The 18,079-nt window shown below is 58.2% G+C and carries 15 protein-coding genes and 1 pseudogene; 14 read left to right on the forward strand and 2 right to left on the reverse strand.

The window, feature by feature from the left end; genetic code table 11:
• A partial coding sequence (locus AC1D2R_RS31475; RefSeq protein ID WP_477973685.1) for a type 2 periplasmic-binding domain-containing protein occupies positions 1 to 380 on the forward strand: 380 nt, incomplete at its 5' end.
• Positions 381 to 892: 512 nt separating this feature from the next.
• Here AC1D2R_RS31475 and AC1D2R_RS31480 read toward each other — a convergent pair.
• A pseudogene (locus AC1D2R_RS31480) lies at positions 893 to 1,090 on the reverse strand (aromatic amino acid lyase); the annotation flags it as partial.
• A gap of 438 nt (positions 1,091 to 1,528) precedes the next feature.
• Positions 1,529 to 2,239, reverse strand: coding sequence for a ribonuclease activity regulator RraA (locus AC1D2R_RS31485; protein WP_477973687.1), 711 nt, complete (start codon positions 2,237 to 2,239; stop codon positions 1,529 to 1,531).
• Between the two features lie 213 nt (positions 2,240 to 2,452).
• Here AC1D2R_RS31485 and AC1D2R_RS31490 point away from each other — a divergent pair, with 213 nt between their 5' ends.
• The 13 genes from AC1D2R_RS31490 to AC1D2R_RS31550 form a co-directional block, all read left to right on the forward strand.
• Complete coding sequence (locus AC1D2R_RS31490; protein ID WP_244481415.1) at positions 2,453 to 3,241, forward strand: GntR family transcriptional regulator; 789 nt, start codon at positions 2,453 to 2,455, stop codon at positions 3,239 to 3,241.
• A gap of 34 nt (positions 3,242 to 3,275) precedes the next feature.
• Entirely contained in the window at positions 3,276 to 4,391 is a 1,116-nt protein-coding gene (locus tag AC1D2R_RS31495; protein WP_477973689.1) for an ABC transporter ATP-binding protein, read from the forward strand.
• Complete coding sequence (locus AC1D2R_RS31500; RefSeq protein WP_477973691.1) at positions 4,388 to 5,317, forward strand: ABC transporter permease; 930 nt, start codon at positions 4,388 to 4,390, stop codon at positions 5,315 to 5,317. The genes AC1D2R_RS31495 and AC1D2R_RS31500 overlap by 4 nt, the downstream gene beginning before the upstream one ends.
• A gap of 10 nt (positions 5,318 to 5,327) precedes the next feature.
• A complete protein-coding gene (locus AC1D2R_RS31505; RefSeq protein ID WP_477973692.1) occupies positions 5,328 to 6,209 on the forward strand; it encodes a carbohydrate ABC transporter permease in 882 nt (293 codons plus the stop codon).
• Between the two features lie 60 nt (positions 6,210 to 6,269).
• Positions 6,270 to 7,799 carry an extracellular solute-binding protein gene (locus tag AC1D2R_RS31510; RefSeq protein WP_477973707.1) on the forward strand — a complete coding sequence of 510 codons (1,530 nt, stop codon included), beginning with the start codon at positions 6,270 to 6,272 and terminating at the stop codon, positions 7,797 to 7,799.
• A gap of 71 nt (positions 7,800 to 7,870) precedes the next feature.
• Positions 7,871 to 10,201 (forward strand): alginate lyase, encoded by a 2,331-nt coding sequence (locus tag AC1D2R_RS31515; protein ID WP_477973693.1) that lies wholly within the window; start codon positions 7,871 to 7,873, stop codon positions 10,199 to 10,201.
• Positions 10,202 to 10,219: 18 nt separating this feature from the next.
• Complete coding sequence (locus AC1D2R_RS31520; RefSeq protein ID WP_477973694.1) at positions 10,220 to 10,969, forward strand: SDR family NAD(P)-dependent oxidoreductase; 750 nt, start codon at positions 10,220 to 10,222, stop codon at positions 10,967 to 10,969.
• Positions 10,970 to 10,984: 15 nt separating this feature from the next.
• A complete protein-coding gene (locus tag AC1D2R_RS31525) occupies positions 10,985 to 12,154 on the forward strand; it encodes an SGNH/GDSL hydrolase family protein (RefSeq protein ID WP_477973695.1) in 1,170 nt (389 codons plus the stop codon).
• A complete protein-coding gene (locus AC1D2R_RS31530) occupies positions 12,151 to 13,179 on the forward strand; it encodes a hydroxyacid dehydrogenase (RefSeq protein ID WP_477973697.1) in 1,029 nt (342 codons plus the stop codon). The genes AC1D2R_RS31525 and AC1D2R_RS31530 overlap by 4 nt, the downstream gene beginning before the upstream one ends.
• Positions 13,176 to 13,973, forward strand: a complete 798-nt coding sequence (locus AC1D2R_RS31535) for a sugar phosphate isomerase/epimerase family protein (RefSeq protein ID WP_477973699.1) — start codon at positions 13,176 to 13,178, stop codon at positions 13,971 to 13,973. The genes AC1D2R_RS31530 and AC1D2R_RS31535 overlap by 4 nt, the downstream gene beginning before the upstream one ends.
• A complete protein-coding gene (locus tag AC1D2R_RS31540) occupies positions 13,973 to 15,220 on the forward strand; it encodes a glucarate dehydratase family protein (protein WP_477973701.1) in 1,248 nt (415 codons plus the stop codon). The genes AC1D2R_RS31535 and AC1D2R_RS31540 overlap by 1 nt, the downstream gene beginning before the upstream one ends.
• Before the next feature lie 306 nt (positions 15,221 to 15,526).
• Positions 15,527 to 17,233 (forward strand): adenylate/guanylate cyclase domain-containing protein, encoded by a 1,707-nt coding sequence (locus AC1D2R_RS31545; RefSeq protein WP_477973703.1) that lies wholly within the window; start codon positions 15,527 to 15,529, stop codon positions 17,231 to 17,233.
• A gap of 549 nt (positions 17,234 to 17,782) precedes the next feature.
• Positions 17,783 to 18,079 (forward strand): helix-turn-helix domain-containing protein (locus tag AC1D2R_RS31550; protein WP_477973705.1); only part of this gene is annotated, 297 nt, incomplete at its 3' end.

Genomic DNA, 18,079 nt, shown 5'->3' on the forward strand with positions numbered 1-18,079 from the left:
GGCAAGGCAAGCGCATCGGCGTGACCCGCGCGACGACCAACGACCAGGACATCACGGCAAAGGCCAAAGGCGCCGATATCGTACGCTTCGAAGACGACGCGACGCTGATCACCTCGGTCGTCTCCGGCCAGGTCGATACCCTGTCCAGCCAGTCGGCGGTCATCAACGGCATCAACAAGAAGATGACGAGCAATCCTTTGCAGGTGAAGTTTACCCAGAAGGAAACCAATCTCGGCATCGGCATTCCGAAGGGCGAAACGGCGCTGAAAGGCTGGCTCGACGGATGGGTCAAGACCAACTTCGACAACAAGGTGCTGCGCGACATCTATCGCAAGTACCACAATGCCGAACTGCCCGATGACCTGACTTCGCGTCAGTAAGGGCGTGAACAATCGCCGGGGCCTCAGGGCCCCGGCGTCATGCGAGTGCTTGCGCCCGCTTCTGTTAGACCTCCGGATCGGGGACCGGCACCGCTGCGATCAGTGCCCGCCTATTGTCGTCCTTCGGATTTTCGACGATTACTCGGCATCTTCCTGCCACCGCGGTACAGGGAGATTGAAGGCCAAGCGACTATCACCAGCTTCTTGCCGACCTCCGTTGTGATGCTGTCGCTGCACTCAGGGCGAGGGGTGTTTCAGAGAGGTTGCGGGCCGAAATAGCGACTATCCTGTATTTGATGTCAAAACAGGGCGATACAGATCGATCAGCCGCGGAACGCACGATATTGGGGTAGCGCTGATCCCAAGGTCATCTCTCTTCTGGGAGGCGCGAAGTGGGGACGTTTTCTGGTCTGTTGCGCTCGGTGCAGGAACGATGTTCCTTAATATGACGCTCACTTTTTCAATATCGTCTGCTATTGGTCTGCCTCCGACTAGGGGCAGATATCCTTGGACCGAAGGTCATAGACCTGAGCTGCGCCCGACAACTCTATCGCGAGTATGTTTTCAACATTGTTCACGATCGCGAGCAGCTTCAGCGCGGAAGGAGTTGCATGCTTCAGCATATCCTCCTGCAGTGCTGCGGTAATGCCCCCGTCGAGGCTCGCCGGCAGGGCTAGCCTTCTATACTCGGCGACGAGCGAAGCGGCCGTGCACGCTTCCAGTCCAGCCAAGCAGCAATAGTTTGCGCCTCAAGCGGATTGCTGCGGCTGCTTCCCGAGGTAAGTGCACGGCCGTCTATGTGCAGCGCTGGAAGACCAGCGTTGTCATGGCTGCGGATTTTGGCTGGGCCATCAGTATGGATACTATTGCAGTATCGATAGTGATGCATTTGTTGCCGCAGCCGCGTTAAAATCGGGCAAATCACAGCCCGCGAACCGTCCATGTCGAATCCGCAAGCCCTACCCTACCACCGACCCATGAGAATTCGGTCCCGTCGATCGCCGGCGATCCCGCCTCCCCTCGCATGCTGTGTCTGACCATTCGCATGCGCCGGACAAGGCGCCTTGATGCACGGGAACGTTTGAGGTCCACAACGAAGGATACGGTTTAAGGTCCCATTCTTGCCCATTCAGCCAATGGGCCGCCAATCACCTTCCGTTGGCCTTGCGCCATTCGGCAAATATCGAGAGATTGTTTTCGTCGGTGGCCGGGTAAAGTCCAATGATTGTGTGTCCTTGTTTCACCCTCTCAATGGCGAAATCCTCGTAAGCGGTCATTTCTCCGGCTTCGTCAGCGACCTCGTCGACAATTTCCGCCGGAATGACGATGACGCTGTCGTCGTCGCCGACTACTATGTCTCCCGGGAACACCGCGACATCGCCGCAGCCGATCGGTACATTAATGTCGATCGCCTCATGCAGCGTCAGGTTCGTTGGGCTCGACGGGCGATTGTGGTAGGCCGGGATATCCAGTTCGCCGATCGTCATTGCATCGCGAAAGCCGCCATCCGTGACCACGCCGGCACCGCCACGCATCATGAGCCGCGTGATGAGGATATCGCCAGCGGAAGCCGCGCGAGGATCCTTGCGGCTATCCATCACCAGCACATGACCTTCCGGGCAAGTCTCTATCGCGTGGCGCTGCGGGTGCTTCGGATCGCGGAAGACGGTCATCGGATTGCGGTCCTCACGAGCCGGCATGTAGCGCAGCGTGAAGGCCGGGCCAACCATGTTGTGGCCCTTTGCTCTCACCGGCCGCACGTCCTGGATGGTCTGGCTCTTCAGACCGCGCTTGTAGAGTATCGAGCAAAGCGTTGCGACAGATACGCCCATCAGCTTATCGCGAGTTTCAGGGTTCATGTTTTCCTCCTGGTGTTTGTTCAGTCGGTGGCGGGTCTGGATGACCCATGCAAGCGAGGCACCGCGTAGGTCGAAGCCCATTTCAACCTCCGGCCGAGGAGACAGTCGACATATCCCTGACCAAACCAAGCACTTGACGGTTCATGGCCTTGACTTCCAAAAACACAACAGATATGTCAAACGTCAATCTGATATCTCAGTATGGTAATTGATATGTCAAGTCCAGTCGAATTTCCATCGCTTCCGTTGTCTGAACTCGTCACGCCGCAAGACCTGCCGGCTCACGGGAACATGACCAACCGGATCCATGCCTTGCTTCGCAAACTGATCGTCGAGGTAAAGCTGCTTCCGGGCCGTGCGCTCTCGGAAAAAGAGATCGCAGCGCTGCTTCATGTCAGTAAGACGCCTGTGCGCGAGGCGATCATTCGCCTTGCCGAAGAAGGTTTTGTTACCGTCGTTGCGCAAGGCGGCACTTACATTTCGCCGATTGACGTGCAGCGCTATATGGAAGCCTGCTTTATCCGCTTTAAGCTTGAAGAGGGTGCCGCCATCGAGGCGACCAAGCGGCATTCGCTCGAAGATATCGCCCGCCTGAAAACCTGCCTTTCCCAGCAGCGCATCGCTGCGGAAGACGAGGAATTTACCGACTTCTTCCTGCTCGACGAGGAGTTTCACCGCACAATCTTTGCGGCGGCCCGTCTTCCAGGCGCCTGGAGCGTCGTCAACCAGGCAAAGGGCGAAATGGACAGGATGCGCCATCTGAAGCGGGTTTTTGCGGTCCGCCGGACTGAAAAGGTAATCGAGGAACACGAAGCGATCGTCAACGCCATCGAGTCTGGCAATGTGGAGGCGGCTCACGAAGCCATCCAGCGCCATCTGGGATCGCTCGAATCCAAGATCGCAGAACTCTCCAAAAACCCGAAAATCTGGACCTTCATCGAACAGGTCAACACGCGCGTCACGAGGAAGCGCGTATCACGAGGAGCCAAGGCCCCCGCCTGATTGAACATTCAAGGCTTTTGAGGAGGGGCCGTTCATGTCTGCAGTTCAAATTAATGATGTCGTTAAGCGCTACGGCGCTCTCGAAGTTGTCCACGGCATCAATCTTTCCATTCAGCCGCAGGAATTCGTGGTGCTTGTCGGACCTTCGGGATGCGGCAAATCCACTACGCTGCGCATGCTTGCCGGGCTGGAAGATATTTCCGAAGGCACCGTCTCCATTGATGGCCGAGTTGTCAACAAGATCGCCCCGAAAGACCGCGACGTCGCAATGGTCTTCCAGAATTATGCCCTCTACCCACACCTCAATGTGGCGGAGAACATAGCCTTCGGCCTCCGGGTGAGAGGTGAAAAACGAGACGTGATCGACAAGGCAGTCGCGGAAGCCGCCCAGATCCTAAGCCTGACGGAATATCTGGCCCGCAAGCCTGCCGACCTTTCTGGCGGCCAGCGCCAGCGCGTGGCAATGGGGCGCGCCATCGTCCGCCGCCCCAAGATTTTCCTCTTCGATGAGCCCCTCTCCAACCTGGATGCCAAGCTGCGCACTCATATGCGCGCCGAGATCAAGCTGCTTCACAAGCGTATGCAGGCCACCAGCGTCTACGTTACACACGACCAAGTCGAGGCGATGACACTTGCCGATCGTATCGTCATCATGAACGGCGGCAATATCGAGCAGGTCGGCTCGCCGATGGAAGTATTTCTCGAACCGGCGAACACATTCGTCGCCAGCTTCATAGGCTCACCACCCATGAACCTTCTCGATGCGGCGATCGAAAAGCGGGATGGCCATATCAGCGCAGTACTTGCAGGCAATGCCGGACAGCGTCTCACCATTCCCGATGCCTTTGCCAAGGGCGCCACGGAGGGGCAGACGGTCAAGCTGGGTCTCCGCCCCGAGATCATGTCGGTTAAAACCGGCGATGGCCGTGAATTGCTGAATTGCAGCATCGATCTCGTGGAGCCCCTCGGGGCCGAAGCTCTGCTTCATGGCAAGGTCAATGGCCAATCTTTCATTGCCAAGGCAGAAACACTCTATGCCGATCATGACCTTAACGGCGTCACCCAGCTCGGAATTGACACGACGCGTATCCAAATCTTCGACGCGACAACCGGTCGGTCTCTCAAGGCCGCGGGCGGGGCGTGGTCATGAAACAGAATTATCAGGAACGCCTGCATGATCTGTGGACAGATATGCGCCGGGACTGGCAGCTTTATCTACTGCTTGCGCCGATGGCCATCTGGTTCGCACTCTTTCTTTACAAGCCGATGTACGGTCTGGTCATTGCTTTCCAGGACTTTTCAATTTTCCGCGGTATCGAGAAAAGCCCATGGGTCGGCTTTGCGAACTTCGTCGAGCTTTTCCAAAATGACATGTTCATCCGCGCGTTCTGGAATACGATCGCCATCAGCGGCCTCGGACTGATCTTTGCATTTCCCGTGCCGATCATTCTCGCTCTGATGTTCAACGAAGTTCAGAATGAAATCGCACGTCGATGGGCTCAGACGATCGTCTATCTGCCGCATTTCATCTCGGTAGTCATCGTCGCTGGCATCGTCATCAACTTCCTTTCTCCCTCGATCGGAATCGTCAATCTGTTCTTGAAGGGGATAGGACTGGAGTCGATCTATTTCCTGACCCAACCCGAATGGTTCCGACCGGTCTTCATCGGTTCGTCGGTCTGGAAAGAGTCGGGCTTCGAGTCGATTGTTTATCTTGCAGCCATCGCCGGCGTCAGCCCGACGCTTTACGAATCCGCCCGGGTCGATGGTGCCTCGCGCTGGCAGATGATGTGGCGGATCACGCTACCCTGCATCCTGCCCACGATCGTGATCATGCTGATCATCCGCATCGGTAATCTGGTCGAGGTCGGTTTCGAATACATCATCCTGCTCTATCGCCCATCTACCTTTGAGTCGGCCGACGTCGTCTCGACATTCATCTACCGCACCGGCCTGCAGGGTACCCAGTACGACCTGGCAACGGCTGCCGGGCTGTTCAATGCGGTCATCGCGTTCGTCCTTGTCTATTCGGCAAACCGTATCAGCCGAAGAGTCTCTTCGACATCGCTTTGGTGAGGAGCTGAAGATGGCAAATTTCAATCTCTATTCCCGCGGCGACAAGATCTTTGGCTGGGCCAACGCCATTCTTCTGGGCCTATTCGTCCTGTCGACGCTTTATCCATTCATTTATGTTGCCGCGGTCTCGCTGTCGTCCGGCGCGGCTGTCACTGCCGGCCGCGTAACGTTCTGGCCGGTCGATGTAACGCTTGCAGCTTACGAGCATGTACTGTCCGACAGGATGTTCTGGGTCGCCTACGGCAATACCTTCATCTACACGTTCGGCGGCACGCTCATGAGCCTGCTGATCATGATCCCAGGAGCTTATGCGCTGTCGCGCAAACGCCTGCGTGGCCGCACTTTCTTCAATATCGCGATCGCGTTCACTCTCTGGTTCCATGCCGGCATGATCCCGTTCTTCCTGAATATGCGGGATCTCGGCCTGCTCGACAGCCGTTTCGGTATCATCATCGGTTTCGCAGCAAACGCTTTCAATGTCATCCTTTTGCGCAACTTCTTCGAGGCGGTGCCAAAGTCCTTCGAGGAAGCCGCCAAGATGGACGGTGCCAGCGAATTGCAGTTGCTTTGGAAGGTCTTCATCCCGCTTTCCAAACCGGCCATCGTCACCGTGGCCCTGTTCTGCATCGTTTCGCGCTGGAACGGATATTTCTGGGCCATGGTGCTGCTTCGCGGCGAGGAGAAGATCCCGTTGCAGGTCTATCTGAAGCGCGTCATCGTCGATCTCAATTCGAATGACGAATTCGCCTCGAGCCTGCTGACGGCCCGATATTCGTTCGAGACGGTCACCTCCGCGATCATGATCGCGTCGATCATCCCCGTCCTCATCATTTACCCCTACGCACAGAAGTATTTCACCAAGGGAATTCTGCTGGGCGGAGTCAAAGAGTAGCTGTACAAGGGAGGAGAACCTGTGAGAACACTACGAAAAGGCGCGCCCCTTCTGGCGTTGATGACAGCCGTGACGATGGCCTTGCCCGCCTCCGCACAGGATGCCGGCAAGATATCCGAAGACCCTCTGGAACTGACGATCCACTTCCACTTCCGCGACAAATACGTCTATTCGGAAAAGTGGCCTGTGGAGCAGAAGGCCGCAGAGATTACCAATATCCACGTCCGCAACGTCGCGTCACTGGCGACCACCAGCAGCCGAGATGCCTTCAACCTGTTGATCGCATCGGGTGATCTCCCCGACATCGTCGGCGGCGATGCGAGCGGCGGATTGAAGGAGGACTTCATCCGCTATGGGTTGGAAGGTGCGTTCATTCCGCTCGATGAGCTGATCGAGGAAAACGCCCCGAACCTCAAGGCGTTCTTCGACACTCACAAGGACATCCGCAACGCAATTTCCGGACCCGACGGCAAACTTTATTTCATCCCCTATGTCCCGGATGGCAAATACTCTCGCGGATGGTTCATCCGCCAGGATTGGCTCGACAAACTCGGCCTCAAACAGCCGGAAACGCCTGAAGAGGTCTATGAAGTTCTCAAGGCCTTCCGCGACAGGGATCCCAACGGCAACGGCGCAAAGGACGAAGTTCCGTATTTTGCTCGCGAGGAAATCGATGCCGTCCGCCTCATCAATCTGTGGGACGCACGCGTTTCGGGATCCGAACGATATGGCGACTTCGCCGTCTATGACGGACAGCTACGCCACCCCTGGGCCGAGGAGAACTACAAGATCGGCATTTCGAATGTCGCCAAGTGGTACAAGGAAGGTCTGATCGACAAGGAGATATTCACCCGTGGCGCCCGTTCGCGCGAATATCTACTGGGCAACAATCTTGGCGGCATGACCCATGACTGGTTTGCCAGCACCTCGACCTACAACGACGCGCTGTCGCCAAAGGTAGCAGGTTTCGCGCTGAAGCCGATGCTGCCGCCCAAAACGGCTTCGGGCCAACGATTCGAGGACTCGCGCCGGTTGCGCGTCCAGCCCGTCGGTTGGGCGATTTCGGCCACCAACGAACATCCCGTCGAAACGATCAAGTATTTCGATTTCTGGTTCTCCCAGCAGGGACGCCTGCTGTCGAATTTCGGCGTCGAGGGAAAGACCTATGAGATGGTCGATGGCAAGCCGCAATTCAAAAAGGAAGTGCTCGAAAACAAGGACCCGGTAAACGCGCAGCTCTGGACGGTAGGCGCACAGGTCCCGCGCGGATACTGGATGGACTATGAGTACGAGCGCCAATGGACCAACAAGATCGCACTTGAAGGCCTCGACCTCTACGACAAGTGCAACTGCCTCAAGGATGAGTTCATGGGCGTTTCTTTGAACGCCGACGAAAAGGCGACCTTCGACCGCTACTGGCCGAGCCTTCTCACCTACATGACCGAGATGCAGCAGACATGGGTACTCGGCGCCCAGGACGTCAACACAGGCTGGGATGCCTACAAGAAGCGACTGACGGCTCTCGGCTATGACGAGGTCCTCAAGATCATGCAATCGGCCTACGACCGTCAGTACAAGGCCGCCCAATAATCCTTCGATCGTGATGGCGGCCCTGGCGCCGCCATCCTTTTCCCTTTGCTTTCAATAGGAGTTAGAGCGCAATGCGTCCCTCTGCCTCGGCCATCGCCAGACAAGCTCATCTCGATGAGCCCCAACCGGGATTCTTGACCATTGGCTACGTGCCGAGCGAGCAAGCCCCTCCAACCGAAAACCCGCCGCGGTTTTCCTGGCTTCCCGATATCGACGACGGTGCGCGCTATGTGCTGCGCATCGCGACCGATCCCGAATTTGCCGATGCAAAGACCCGCACTTTCGAAGACCTCGCCTGGAATTTCTTCACCCCGGATGAAGCCCTGCCGGAAGGCATCTATCATTGGTGTTATGCACTGTGGGACCAGAACGCCGGAAAGCCCCTGTCGAACTGGAGCGCGGTGCGTAGTTTCGAGATCACCACAGCGCTGCCGGAAACGCCCCTGCCGGGCAGAACGGCCCGCCATGCTGCGGCCCATACGAGCCACCCGAGGCTTTGGCTCAACCCCGAACAACTGAAATCGTTTTCCGGTGCCGTGGCCAGGGATCCGAACCACTGCGGATGGTCCGACTTCTTCGAGAATTCCGTAAAACCCTGGCTCGAGCGGCCGATCATGCCGGAACCTCAGCCTTACCCCAACAATGTCCGCGTCGCGACGCTTTGGCGGCAGATGTATATCGATTGCCAGGAAGTCATCTATGCCATCCGCCATCTGGCGATTGCAGGCCGCGTTCTGGGACGGGAAGACCTCCTTGATGCCTCGCGCGATTGGCTGCTCTCCGTCGCCACATGGGACCCGAACGGGGCCACGTCCCGCGCCTACAACGACGAGGCTGGTTTCCGCGTCGTCGTCGCCCTGTCATGGGGATACGACTGGCTTTACGACCATTTGAGCGAGGAAGAACGACAAACCGTTCGAACAGTTCTCTTGCGCCGCACGCGTGAAGTCGCAGACCATGTGATTGCCCACGCGCGCATCCAGGTATTCCCCTATGACAGCCACGCAGTGCGCTCGTTGTCTGCAGTGCTCACACCGGCCTGCATCTCCCTTCTGGGCGAAAGCGACGATGCTTGCGAATGGCTCGACTATACGGTCGAATTCCTCGCCACTCTCTATTCCCCTTGGGCCGGAACGGATGGCGGCTGGGCGGAAGGTCCGCATTACTGGATGACCGGTATGGCCTACCTCATCGAGGCTGCCAATCTGATCCGTTCCTATATCGGCTACGACCTTTACCAGCGGCCGTTCTTCCAAAACACGGGCCGGTTCCCCCTTTACACCAAGGCGCCGGGCACACGCCGCGCCAATTTCGGCGACGATTCCACCATGGGCGATCTGCCTGGCCTGAAAGTGGGCTATAATGTCAGACAGTTCGCGGGCGTCACAGGCAACGGCCACTATCAATGGTATTTCGATCGTATCAGAAAGGATGCGGCGGGTACGGAGATGGCTTTCTACAATTACGGTTGGTGGGACCTGAATTTCGACGATCTCGTCTATCGTCACGACTACCGACAAGTGGAAGCCACCTCACCCGCCGACCTGCCTTCGCTCGCCGTCTTCGGCGACATCGGCTGGGTCACCGTCCAGAAGCATATGGAAGATCCCGACCGACACCTGCAATTCGTTTTCAAATCAAGTCCATACGGCTCTTTGAGCCATAGCCACGGCGACCAGAACGCCTTCGTTCTGTACGCCTATGGCGAGGATCTTGCGATCCAGTCCGGCTATTACGTCGCATTCAATTCCCAAATGCATCTCAACTGGCGCCGGCAGACCCGATCGAAGAACGCAGTCCTGATCGGCGGAAAAGGACAATATTCGGAAAAGGACAAGGCGCTGGCGCGGCGCGCCGCCGGCCGCATCGTTTCCGTCGAGGAAAAGCCCGGCCATATCCGCATTGTCGGCGATGCGACGGCCGCCTATCAGGTGGCAAACCCGCTGGTTCGCAAGGTGGAGCGCGAAATCTATTTCGTCAACGACAGCTATTTCGTGATTATCGACGAAGTGGAGTGCACGGAGCCGCAGGAATTGCAATGGCTCTGCCACACGACAGGGGCACCGCAGACCGGCCGGGCAAGCTTTCGCTACACCGGTAAAAAGGCGGGTTTCTATGGCCAGTTTGTCTTTTCCTCCGCCGGTAGCCCGCAGATCACGGCCGTTGAAGGTTTTCCGGAGATCGACCCCAAGGAATACGAAGATCTCGAAATTCACCACCATGTCTGCGCCACGGTTCCGGCCGCCAGCAGACATCGCCTGGTGACCCTTCTCGTGCCCTACAGCCTGACCGAACCGAAGCGGATCTTCAGCTTCATCGATGACCAGGGTTTTTCGACGGACATCTATTTCAGCGATGTCGACGACGAGCGTTTCAAGCTTTCTCTCCCGAAACAATTCTAACCAATGCGAGGTTTTCAAATGCAACGTTTTGCCAACAGGACTGTCGTCGTCGCCGGTGCGGGCCGCGATATCGGCCGGGCATGCGCGGTTCGTTTTGCGGAGGAAGGCGCCAACGTCGTGCTCACCTACAACGGTGCGGCTGAAGGCGCCGCCTCCGCGGTGGCGGAAATCGAAAAACTCGGCCGCTCCGCTTTGGCGATCAAGGCGGACCTGACGAACGCAGCCGAAGTCGAGGCCGCGATTTCCGCCGCAACCAACAAGTTCGGCGCCATCCATGGCCTCGTCCACGTGGCCGGCGGCATGGTAGCACGCAAAACGATGGCGGACATGGATGAAGCATTCTGGCATCAGGTCCTGAACGTCAATCTGACCTCGCTTTTCCTGACAACCAAGGCTGCGCTGCCGAAGATGGCGAAGGGCGGGGCAATCGTCACCTTCTCGTCGCAGGCTGGTCGTGATGGCGGCGGTCCAGGTGCCATAGCCTATGCGACGTCCAAGGGGGCGGTGATGACCTTCACCCGCGGGCTAAGCAAAGAGGTAGGCCCCGATATCCGCGTCAATGCCGTTTGCCCCGGTATGATCTCGACGACCTTCCATGACACCTTCACCAAACCGGAAGTGCGTGAGCGGGTGGCCGGAGCGACATCGCTGAAGCGAGAAGGCGTGAGCGAGGATGTCGCCGGCCTAGTGGCCTTCCTGGCATCGGAGGACGCCGCCTATATCACCGGAGCCTGCTACGACATCAACGGCGGCGTCCTCTACTCCTGATATCCTGGTAAGATCATGTTCGTATCGCACCCCAGGGCGAGCCGGATTGCCGTTCTCGGCACTTCGCTCGTCCAGCAGAACCACATCGGCGACGAAACTTCACTGGCTACTTCGGCACGTGGCTGGATGGGGTGGGCCGAAGTCTTGTCGCATGGCAGGCTTTCGTGTCCTGTGCACCACGACCCGTGCGTCCTGCCCGGCTGGGAGCCCAGCAACAGGCCTGGTTTCAGCCGATTTTTCTCCGGTCTCAATTTCGGAGTGTCCGGACAGAAGGCGATCGAGATAGAACGGCGGCTGCCGCGCTTGCTGCAATCGGATTTCGACTTGATCGTCGTTGATGCAGGCACAAACGACATGATGGTGGAGACCCGACAGACGATTGCCGATACGCGAGCGCGGATCGCCTCGACTTTGCTCAACGCTGGCAAGACCGTCATCCTGCTGCCCATCCTCGCCCGCAGTATCGAAAAATGGCCCGCTGGCGGCGCGGCACGGGCAAAGGCGCATTGGATCAACCGTCGCAGCATCGAATTTGCCGCCAGCCACCCCAATTGCCATGTCTTCGACTGGAATTCCGCCTGGGTGGATCCGGACAGCGAATTCGGTGAGCCATATGCCGGTTATTCCAACGACGGAACCCATTTTTCCGTGCTGGGCGCTTTTACCGTCGGAAAGCTGCTGGCAAACTATCTGGAAACGATTGTGCCTCGCGCGCCGGACCGTCTGCTGGCAAGAGATGATAGGTTTGATCCCGTAAACAACCCACTGGGCAATCTGGCATCGGATCTTACCGCCCGAGCGTTCAGCGAAAAGGAAGAGCAGAGCCATCGTCTCGGGGGACGGCTCGTTCACCCTGGGACAGGCGCTTGGGTGGAGGCAATCTGCGATATCGACGTACCCGCCCACGAAGATGTTCTCGGCATATCACTGCGGTTGAAAGATGTTGCTGCCGAGCGGCAGGAAGCAATTGCACTCGCCCCGTTCCGGGCGGACGACGGCACACCTTTCCCTTTCCCTGACGTTCAGTGGCAGGGCGCATTGCGAACCCCTCCCCTGAAACTCCGGCCGGGTGACACGGCCCCTGAACTTTATCTCGACGTCATTCTTCGACCCGGTTCGAAGCCGCTCGGAATCGACATCTCGCGCATCGACATCCACCCCGTTTCAAATCCGGTGCGCGCATGAGCCGGAGCAAGCCAAAATTGCTGATCGCCATGCGCAGCGAACTTCCCGAAGGTTTCTTCGGCCCGCGCGAATGGGCACGAATGCACGCGGCAACGGAAATCATTCCGGGCTTCCCATATTCTGATTTCGACGCGGCTGACGGTGCAGAAGCCTTGGCCGAGGCAGATATCCTGCTGGCGGCCTGGGGCACGCCATCCCTGACGAAAGAGCGCCTTTCGCGCGCGGGAAAACTCAAGATGGTCGCCTATGCGGCATCCTCCGTGCGAACCGTTACGCCTACGGAATTCTGGGAAGCATCCGATATTCTCGTCACTACGGCGGCATCTGCCATGGCCGTGCCGGTGGCCGAATTCACCTATGCGGCAATAATCATGTGCGGCAAGAATGTCTTCCGGCTACGCGACGAGCATAGGGTGGAACGTGGCACCGGCGGCTTCGGCAGCCGTCGAGGCATGAACCTGTCCTATCTCGGCAATCATTCCCGCCGCGTCGGCATCATCGGCGCCTCCCGCATCGGACGTCTGGTTATCGAGATGCTTGCGCGGGGCAATTTCGAGATCGCCGTTTACGATCCCTTCCTTTCAGCGCAAGAAGCCATGGCATTTGGCGCAACAAAAATGGAGCTGCACCCGCTCCTCGAGTGGTCCGATGTGGTTTCGCTGCACGCACCGATCCTGCCTGAAACCCGCCATATGATCGGCTCCCATGAACTGGCGCTCATGGCGGATCAGGCAATCTTCATCAACACGGCACGCGGCTGGCTTGTCGACCACGACGCCTTGCTGGCCGAAGCGCAGTCAGGCCGGTTGCGTATCCTCCTTGATACGCCGGAACCGGAACCATTGCCGAAGGATAGCCCGTTCTACGATCTGCCGAATGTCGTTCTCACCCCGCATATTGCCGGTGCACTGGGCAATGAATTGCGGGCGCTTTCCGACCTCGCCATCACCGAGATCGAACGGTTTGTCGCCGGCCATGCTCCGCTTCACCCTGTCGTGAAGCAGGATCTGGAGCGTGTAGCATGAGCGCGTTTGAATATTGTTTCTCCACACTCGGCTGCGCGGAGTTGAGCCTGGATGAGGTCGCCGAGCTTGCGGATCGACATAATATCGCGGCGGTTGAACTGCGGACGCTGTCCGGCACGGTGGACCTGATTTCGGCGCTGGCCGCCGAATTTGAAAATCCCACCGGGCTTGCAGCCTTTATGGCACGGCGCAGTCTCAGAATTGCTGCCCTCAACACATCCATCAAGCTGTTCGCAAGCACTGACCTTTCTGCCATCGAGCCTTTCATCCCCTGGGCGGAGGCGGCAGGTGTCGCTCGTCTGCGTATCTTCGACGGCGGCCAGCATTTGGGTGCCGACGAGATGAAACGCGCAGTCGATCTCATGGGGGACTGGAACGCCACACGACAGTCGCGCGGACTGAATATCGACCTGATGATCGAGACCCACGATGCGCTGGCCGATGTCGAGCAGCTTGTTGCCTTTGTGGAGCTTGTGCCGACGGCGCTCATATTGTGGGACACTCATCACACATGGGCCCGGGGTTCTGATCTCGCTTCCATCTGGGATAGGATCGCCAAAAACGTCGTCCATCTGCACGTCAAGGACAGCAAGGTCGACAGTGACGGACGTCGACGCTACGTCCTGCCGGGAGATGGCGATTTTCCCATGGCCGATCTGATCTCGCTTGTTCGACCGAATGAACGACACATCCCTCTCAGCCTCGAATGGGAGCGCCATTGGCATCCCGATCTGCCACCTCTGGAAGACGCGTTGACGGCCGCGCGCAAATGGTGGCGACAAGGAGTTTTTTGATGCGTATCGCTGATATCCACCTCACGCCCGTCGCAATCCCAGACAAACCGCTGCTGAACTGCAAAGGCGTCCACCAGCCCTATGCCTTGCGGACAGTGATTGAGGTCATCTGTGACGACGGGACCCTTGGCCTGGGTGAGAGTTATGGAAGCATCAAGGCGCTGGCCGGCTTGCGTCGCGCGGCTCCGGCACTGATCGGGCTTGACCCTTTCCATCTCCACGAGCTGAAGTCGCGCGTCATCGCCGCATTGCCGGGAAGCGGCGGCATCAATGCGAAATCGGCGGTGGCCGATCACAAGTTGACGGACGTGGTTGTTTCAGCGTTTGAAGTCCCTTGCCTGGACATTCAGGGCAAACGGCTCGGGCGGCCGATTTCCGACCTGCTTGGCGGTTCGGTTCGCACCAGTGTCCCGTTCAGCGCTTACCTCTTTTTCAAGTTTGCCGCTCACATCGGCGAGGCACCCGACGAGTGGGGCGAAGTGCTCACTCCTGAGCAAATGGTCGAGGAAGCCCGCAAGATGGTATCGGCCTACGGCTTCCGCTCGCTGAAATTGAAAGGCGGCGTGCTGCACCCAGATCTCGAAATCGAGACGATGCTGAAGCTTCGGGAAGCCTTTCCGGATCATCCGCTGCGCATTGACCCCAATGGCGGCTGGACCGTCGAGACAGCCATTCGCATCGCTCGCGAACTCGAAAACGTTCTGGAATATCTCGAGGATCCAGTCATCGGCATGGACCAGATGGCGCAGGTTGCAGCCGCCACGTCGATCCCGCTTGCCACCAATATGATCGTGCTTGAATTTGGCCAGATCGCCGAAGCTTTCCGCAAGAAGGCGGTACAGATAGTTCTGTCCGATCATCACTACTGGGGCGGACTACGCGCCTCGGCCCATCTCGGCAAGATCTGCGAAACACTGGGGTTCGGTGTCTCTATGCATTCGAACTCCCATCTTGGCATCACCCTTGCGGCAATGACGCATGTTGCAGCAGCCACACCGAACCTGAGCTTCGACTGCGACACCCATTACCCATGGACTGGCGTTGACGTTATCGAGGGTACTCCCTTCACGTTCCGGGACGGCAAACTGGACGTGCTTAAGGAACCTGGGCTCGGCGTATCACTTGACCGACAAAAACTCGCAGATCTCGCGGCCCTCTATGAAAAGACTGCGATGAAGGAGCGGGATGACACCGCTTATATGAAGCTCTTCGACCCAGCCTATGAACGGCGTGTGCCGCGCTGGTAACGCAAATCGCCCGTTGAGTTTGCCAGAAATGCAGACTTGGCGCAGTTGCAGTTCGGGTCTCCCCCGGACAGAACTCGGCACTCCCGCCGAAGCCTCCGCTCGCCGCCCATCATCCGACGTTCAGGTACTGTCCGCTTTCCGTGGATACTCATTTCCGTGTCGTCCACCTCGACGCCGTCGGTGACCAAGAAGGATGACGGCTCGATGGTGGAGGTGGAGATCGCCTGGACATTGCCTCTTACCACTTGTTGACTCACCCGCGGTTGAACAATAACTTGCGGACTCGGTCGTTAGGCTTGTCCTCACATGACGGATCAATCTCTTCAGCGTCGCCTTGCCGCCATCGTCGTTGCCGATGTGGTGGGATATTCACGCCTGATGGAGGCTGATGAAGTCGCAACGCTGGCGAACCTCAGGGAACTCCGTTCTGGCGTTATCGAGCCGGCTGTGATGCGCCACAAGGGTCGTATCTTCAAGGTCATGGGCGACGGATTCTTAATCGAATTCGGCAGCGCGGTCGACGCGGTCGAAGCAGCGTTGGAAATGCAACGGGCCACCACTGCTGTTGAGGCTTCCGGAGACCGGCGCCTGCTTTTGCGTGCAGGCGTCAATCTGGGAGATGTCATTGACGACGGTTCAGACGTCCTCGGCGACGGCGTCAATGTCGCGGCGCGCCTCGAGACGCTGGCCGCGCCGGGAGGTATCTGCATTTCAGCCAACGTTCACGGCGAGATCGTCGGCAAGATCGGCGACCGGTTCTTTGATGCAGGCGAACGCTACCTAAAGAACCTGACTCGCCCGGTCCACGTGTGGCACTGGCCGGATGCGCTGCAGAGCACGTTGCCGCTGCCCGAATGTCCCTCGATCGCTGTATTGCCGTTCACGAACATGAGTGGGGATGAAGCGGACGCGCCTTTCGTCGACGGCTTGACCGAAGACCTGATCACCGACCTTTCGCGTACGGCTGGCCTGTTCGTCATCGCGCGCAATTCCATGTACGGCTACAAGGGCAAGCCGGTCGACGTACGGCTGGTCGCCCAGGAACTCGGCGTCCGCTACGTCCTGGAGGGGAGCGCCAGACGCGCAATGGGCCGTGTCCGCATCAATGCCCAATTGATCGACGCGCTTGGCGGCCAGCACTTGTGGGCCGACCGGTTTGACAGGACGGTGGAAGATGTTTTCGAATTACAGGATGAAGTTAACGCCAAGATTGTTGAAGCCCTGGTCGGCCGGCTGACCATCCCGAAGCAGCGCAATCGGCCGAAGAACATTGAGGCGTACGATCTGTGTGTGCGCGCCCGCCTCCTGACGGAAGAGTCGCCGCAAACTGAGCGTGAGGCCTATATTCTGCTCCAACGCGCGGTTAAGCTCGAGCCATCATATGCCGAGGCGCTCGGTCTGCTCGCCTATAACCGTTGGCTTGCCTGGACTCATTTCGGCGAGCCCGAAGATCCTAATCGTCGGATGGCGGCGACGTTCGCGCAGGAGGCGGTCGACCTAGATCCCAACGATGCCGGCTGCCGTTACGTTCTGGGGACCATTTTGGCTTATGAGCGGCGATGGGAGGAATCGGAGGCCGCCTTCGCCAAGGCCCTGGAGCTGGACCCCAACCACGCCGACACCTGGGCTGCCATGTCGGACATGTCCGTGCTTGACGGCAGGGTTACCGACGGACTAGCGCAGATCGAAAAAGCTCTGCGGCTCAATCCCTATCCAACCTGCTGGTATCTTTGTCATCTTGGGCAGGCGCAATACGCCGCGCGCGACTATGAGGCGGCAACCGCTACACTCCGCAGGGAGGACACGTATCGTACCAACTCACGCAAATTCCTGGCTGCTGCGCTTGCGCAGTTGGGCCACCGTGAGGAGGCGCGGCGAGAAGCAGAATTGTTCCTGATCGCCCACCCTCATTTCACCATCGGCCATTGGCTCAGCTCCCAGCCGCTGCGCGATGCATCTGTACGAGACCACTTTGTCGACGGCTTCCGAAAGGCCGGCCTGCCGGAGATGTGACAGCGGGTGGGGACAATCGCGACGCGTTCGAGGACTTGATCGACGGATATGCGCTGCCCGAGAACGACGGTCTGGATCGCAGTGCCAAACTTCTTCAGACGCTCCACAAAACACGTCACCAGCTCGAGTCTCGCATGACTTTTCCGCTGGATCGCTTGCATCATGATGGCGTTGAGCCCGTAGCCCAGAATGAAGACAGGATGCTTTGCGAAACATTTAAGCAGCTTCGCCGAGCATGAAGGCGACGACGCTTACTTCCGCTATCGGCGGCGCAAAGATGTCGTTACCTTGAAACTAGACGATGTCTGCTTTCCGGCAGGTGCAAGGTATGCTTCAACGGCCGAAATCAAGGCGCAAACCCGCCAGGCGTTCACTGCTGACAGGAACTCCGGCCAACCTGATCTACGCGCGAAAATCTCTTGAAAGGATACGAACCGGCGGCCCCCACATTGCAACTAGAGCGTTTCCGCATTTTTCTGAATCGGGTCAGATTCCCGAATCGACATTGTTCTGATTCACTGATGCTGGCTGGATGGAGGCCAGCATCACATGACCGCACCGTTATCCAATGATCTTCGTGAGCGTGTTGTAGCGGCCGTTCTGAACGGCGAAAGTAGTCGGGCAGTTGCGGCGCGTTTCGAGGTCGCGGTCTCTTCGGTGGTGAAGTGGTCGCAGCGCTATCGCGCGACCGGTTCGGTTCGTCCCGGGAAGATGGGCGGCCATCGCAAACGCATTCTTGAGCCGCATCGTGGATTAATTGCCGAGCGGCTTGATCAGAACCCGCACCTGACGCTGCATGGGTTGAAGGCGGAATTGGCATCGCGGGGCATTGCTGTCTCCCACAAC

The organism is Rhizobium sp. P1_C7 (genome assembly GCF_056406295.1).

What these genes read in the sequence shown, in the direction of transcription:
- AC1D2R_RS31545 (WP_477973703.1), top strand. Translation starts at nt 15,527, where the DNA reads ATGACGGATCAATCTCTTCAGCGTCGCCTTGCCGCCATCGTCGTTGCC.
- AC1D2R_RS31540 (WP_477973701.1), top strand. Translation starts at nt 13,973, where the DNA reads ATGCGTATCGCTGATATCCACCTCACGCCCGTCGCAATCCCAGACAAA.
- AC1D2R_RS31505 (WP_477973692.1), top strand. Translation starts at nt 5,328, where the DNA reads ATGGCAAATTTCAATCTCTATTCCCGCGGCGACAAGATCTTTGGCTGG.
- AC1D2R_RS31495 (WP_477973689.1), top strand. Translation starts at nt 3,276, where the DNA reads ATGTCTGCAGTTCAAATTAATGATGTCGTTAAGCGCTACGGCGCTCTC.
- AC1D2R_RS31535 (WP_477973699.1), top strand. Translation starts at nt 13,176, where the DNA reads ATGAGCGCGTTTGAATATTGTTTCTCCACACTCGGCTGCGCGGAGTTG.
- AC1D2R_RS31530 (WP_477973697.1), top strand. Translation starts at nt 12,151, where the DNA reads ATGAGCCGGAGCAAGCCAAAATTGCTGATCGCCATGCGCAGCGAACTT.
- AC1D2R_RS31515 (WP_477973693.1), top strand. Translation starts at nt 7,871, where the DNA reads ATGCGTCCCTCTGCCTCGGCCATCGCCAGACAAGCTCATCTCGATGAG.
- AC1D2R_RS31525 (WP_477973695.1), top strand. Translation starts at nt 10,985, where the DNA reads ATGTTCGTATCGCACCCCAGGGCGAGCCGGATTGCCGTTCTCGGCACT.
- AC1D2R_RS31510 (WP_477973707.1), top strand. Translation starts at nt 6,270, where the DNA reads ATGACAGCCGTGACGATGGCCTTGCCCGCCTCCGCACAGGATGCCGGC.
- AC1D2R_RS31520 (WP_477973694.1), top strand. Translation starts at nt 10,220, where the DNA reads ATGCAACGTTTTGCCAACAGGACTGTCGTCGTCGCCGGTGCGGGCCGC.
- AC1D2R_RS31500 (WP_477973691.1), top strand. Translation starts at nt 4,388, where the DNA reads ATGAAACAGAATTATCAGGAACGCCTGCATGATCTGTGGACAGATATG.
- AC1D2R_RS31485 (WP_477973687.1), bottom strand. Translation starts at nt 2,239, where the DNA reads ATGAACCCTGAAACTCGCGATAAGCTGATGGGCGTATCTGTCGCAACG.
- AC1D2R_RS31490 (WP_244481415.1), top strand. Translation starts at nt 2,453, where the DNA reads ATGTCAAGTCCAGTCGAATTTCCATCGCTTCCGTTGTCTGAACTCGTC.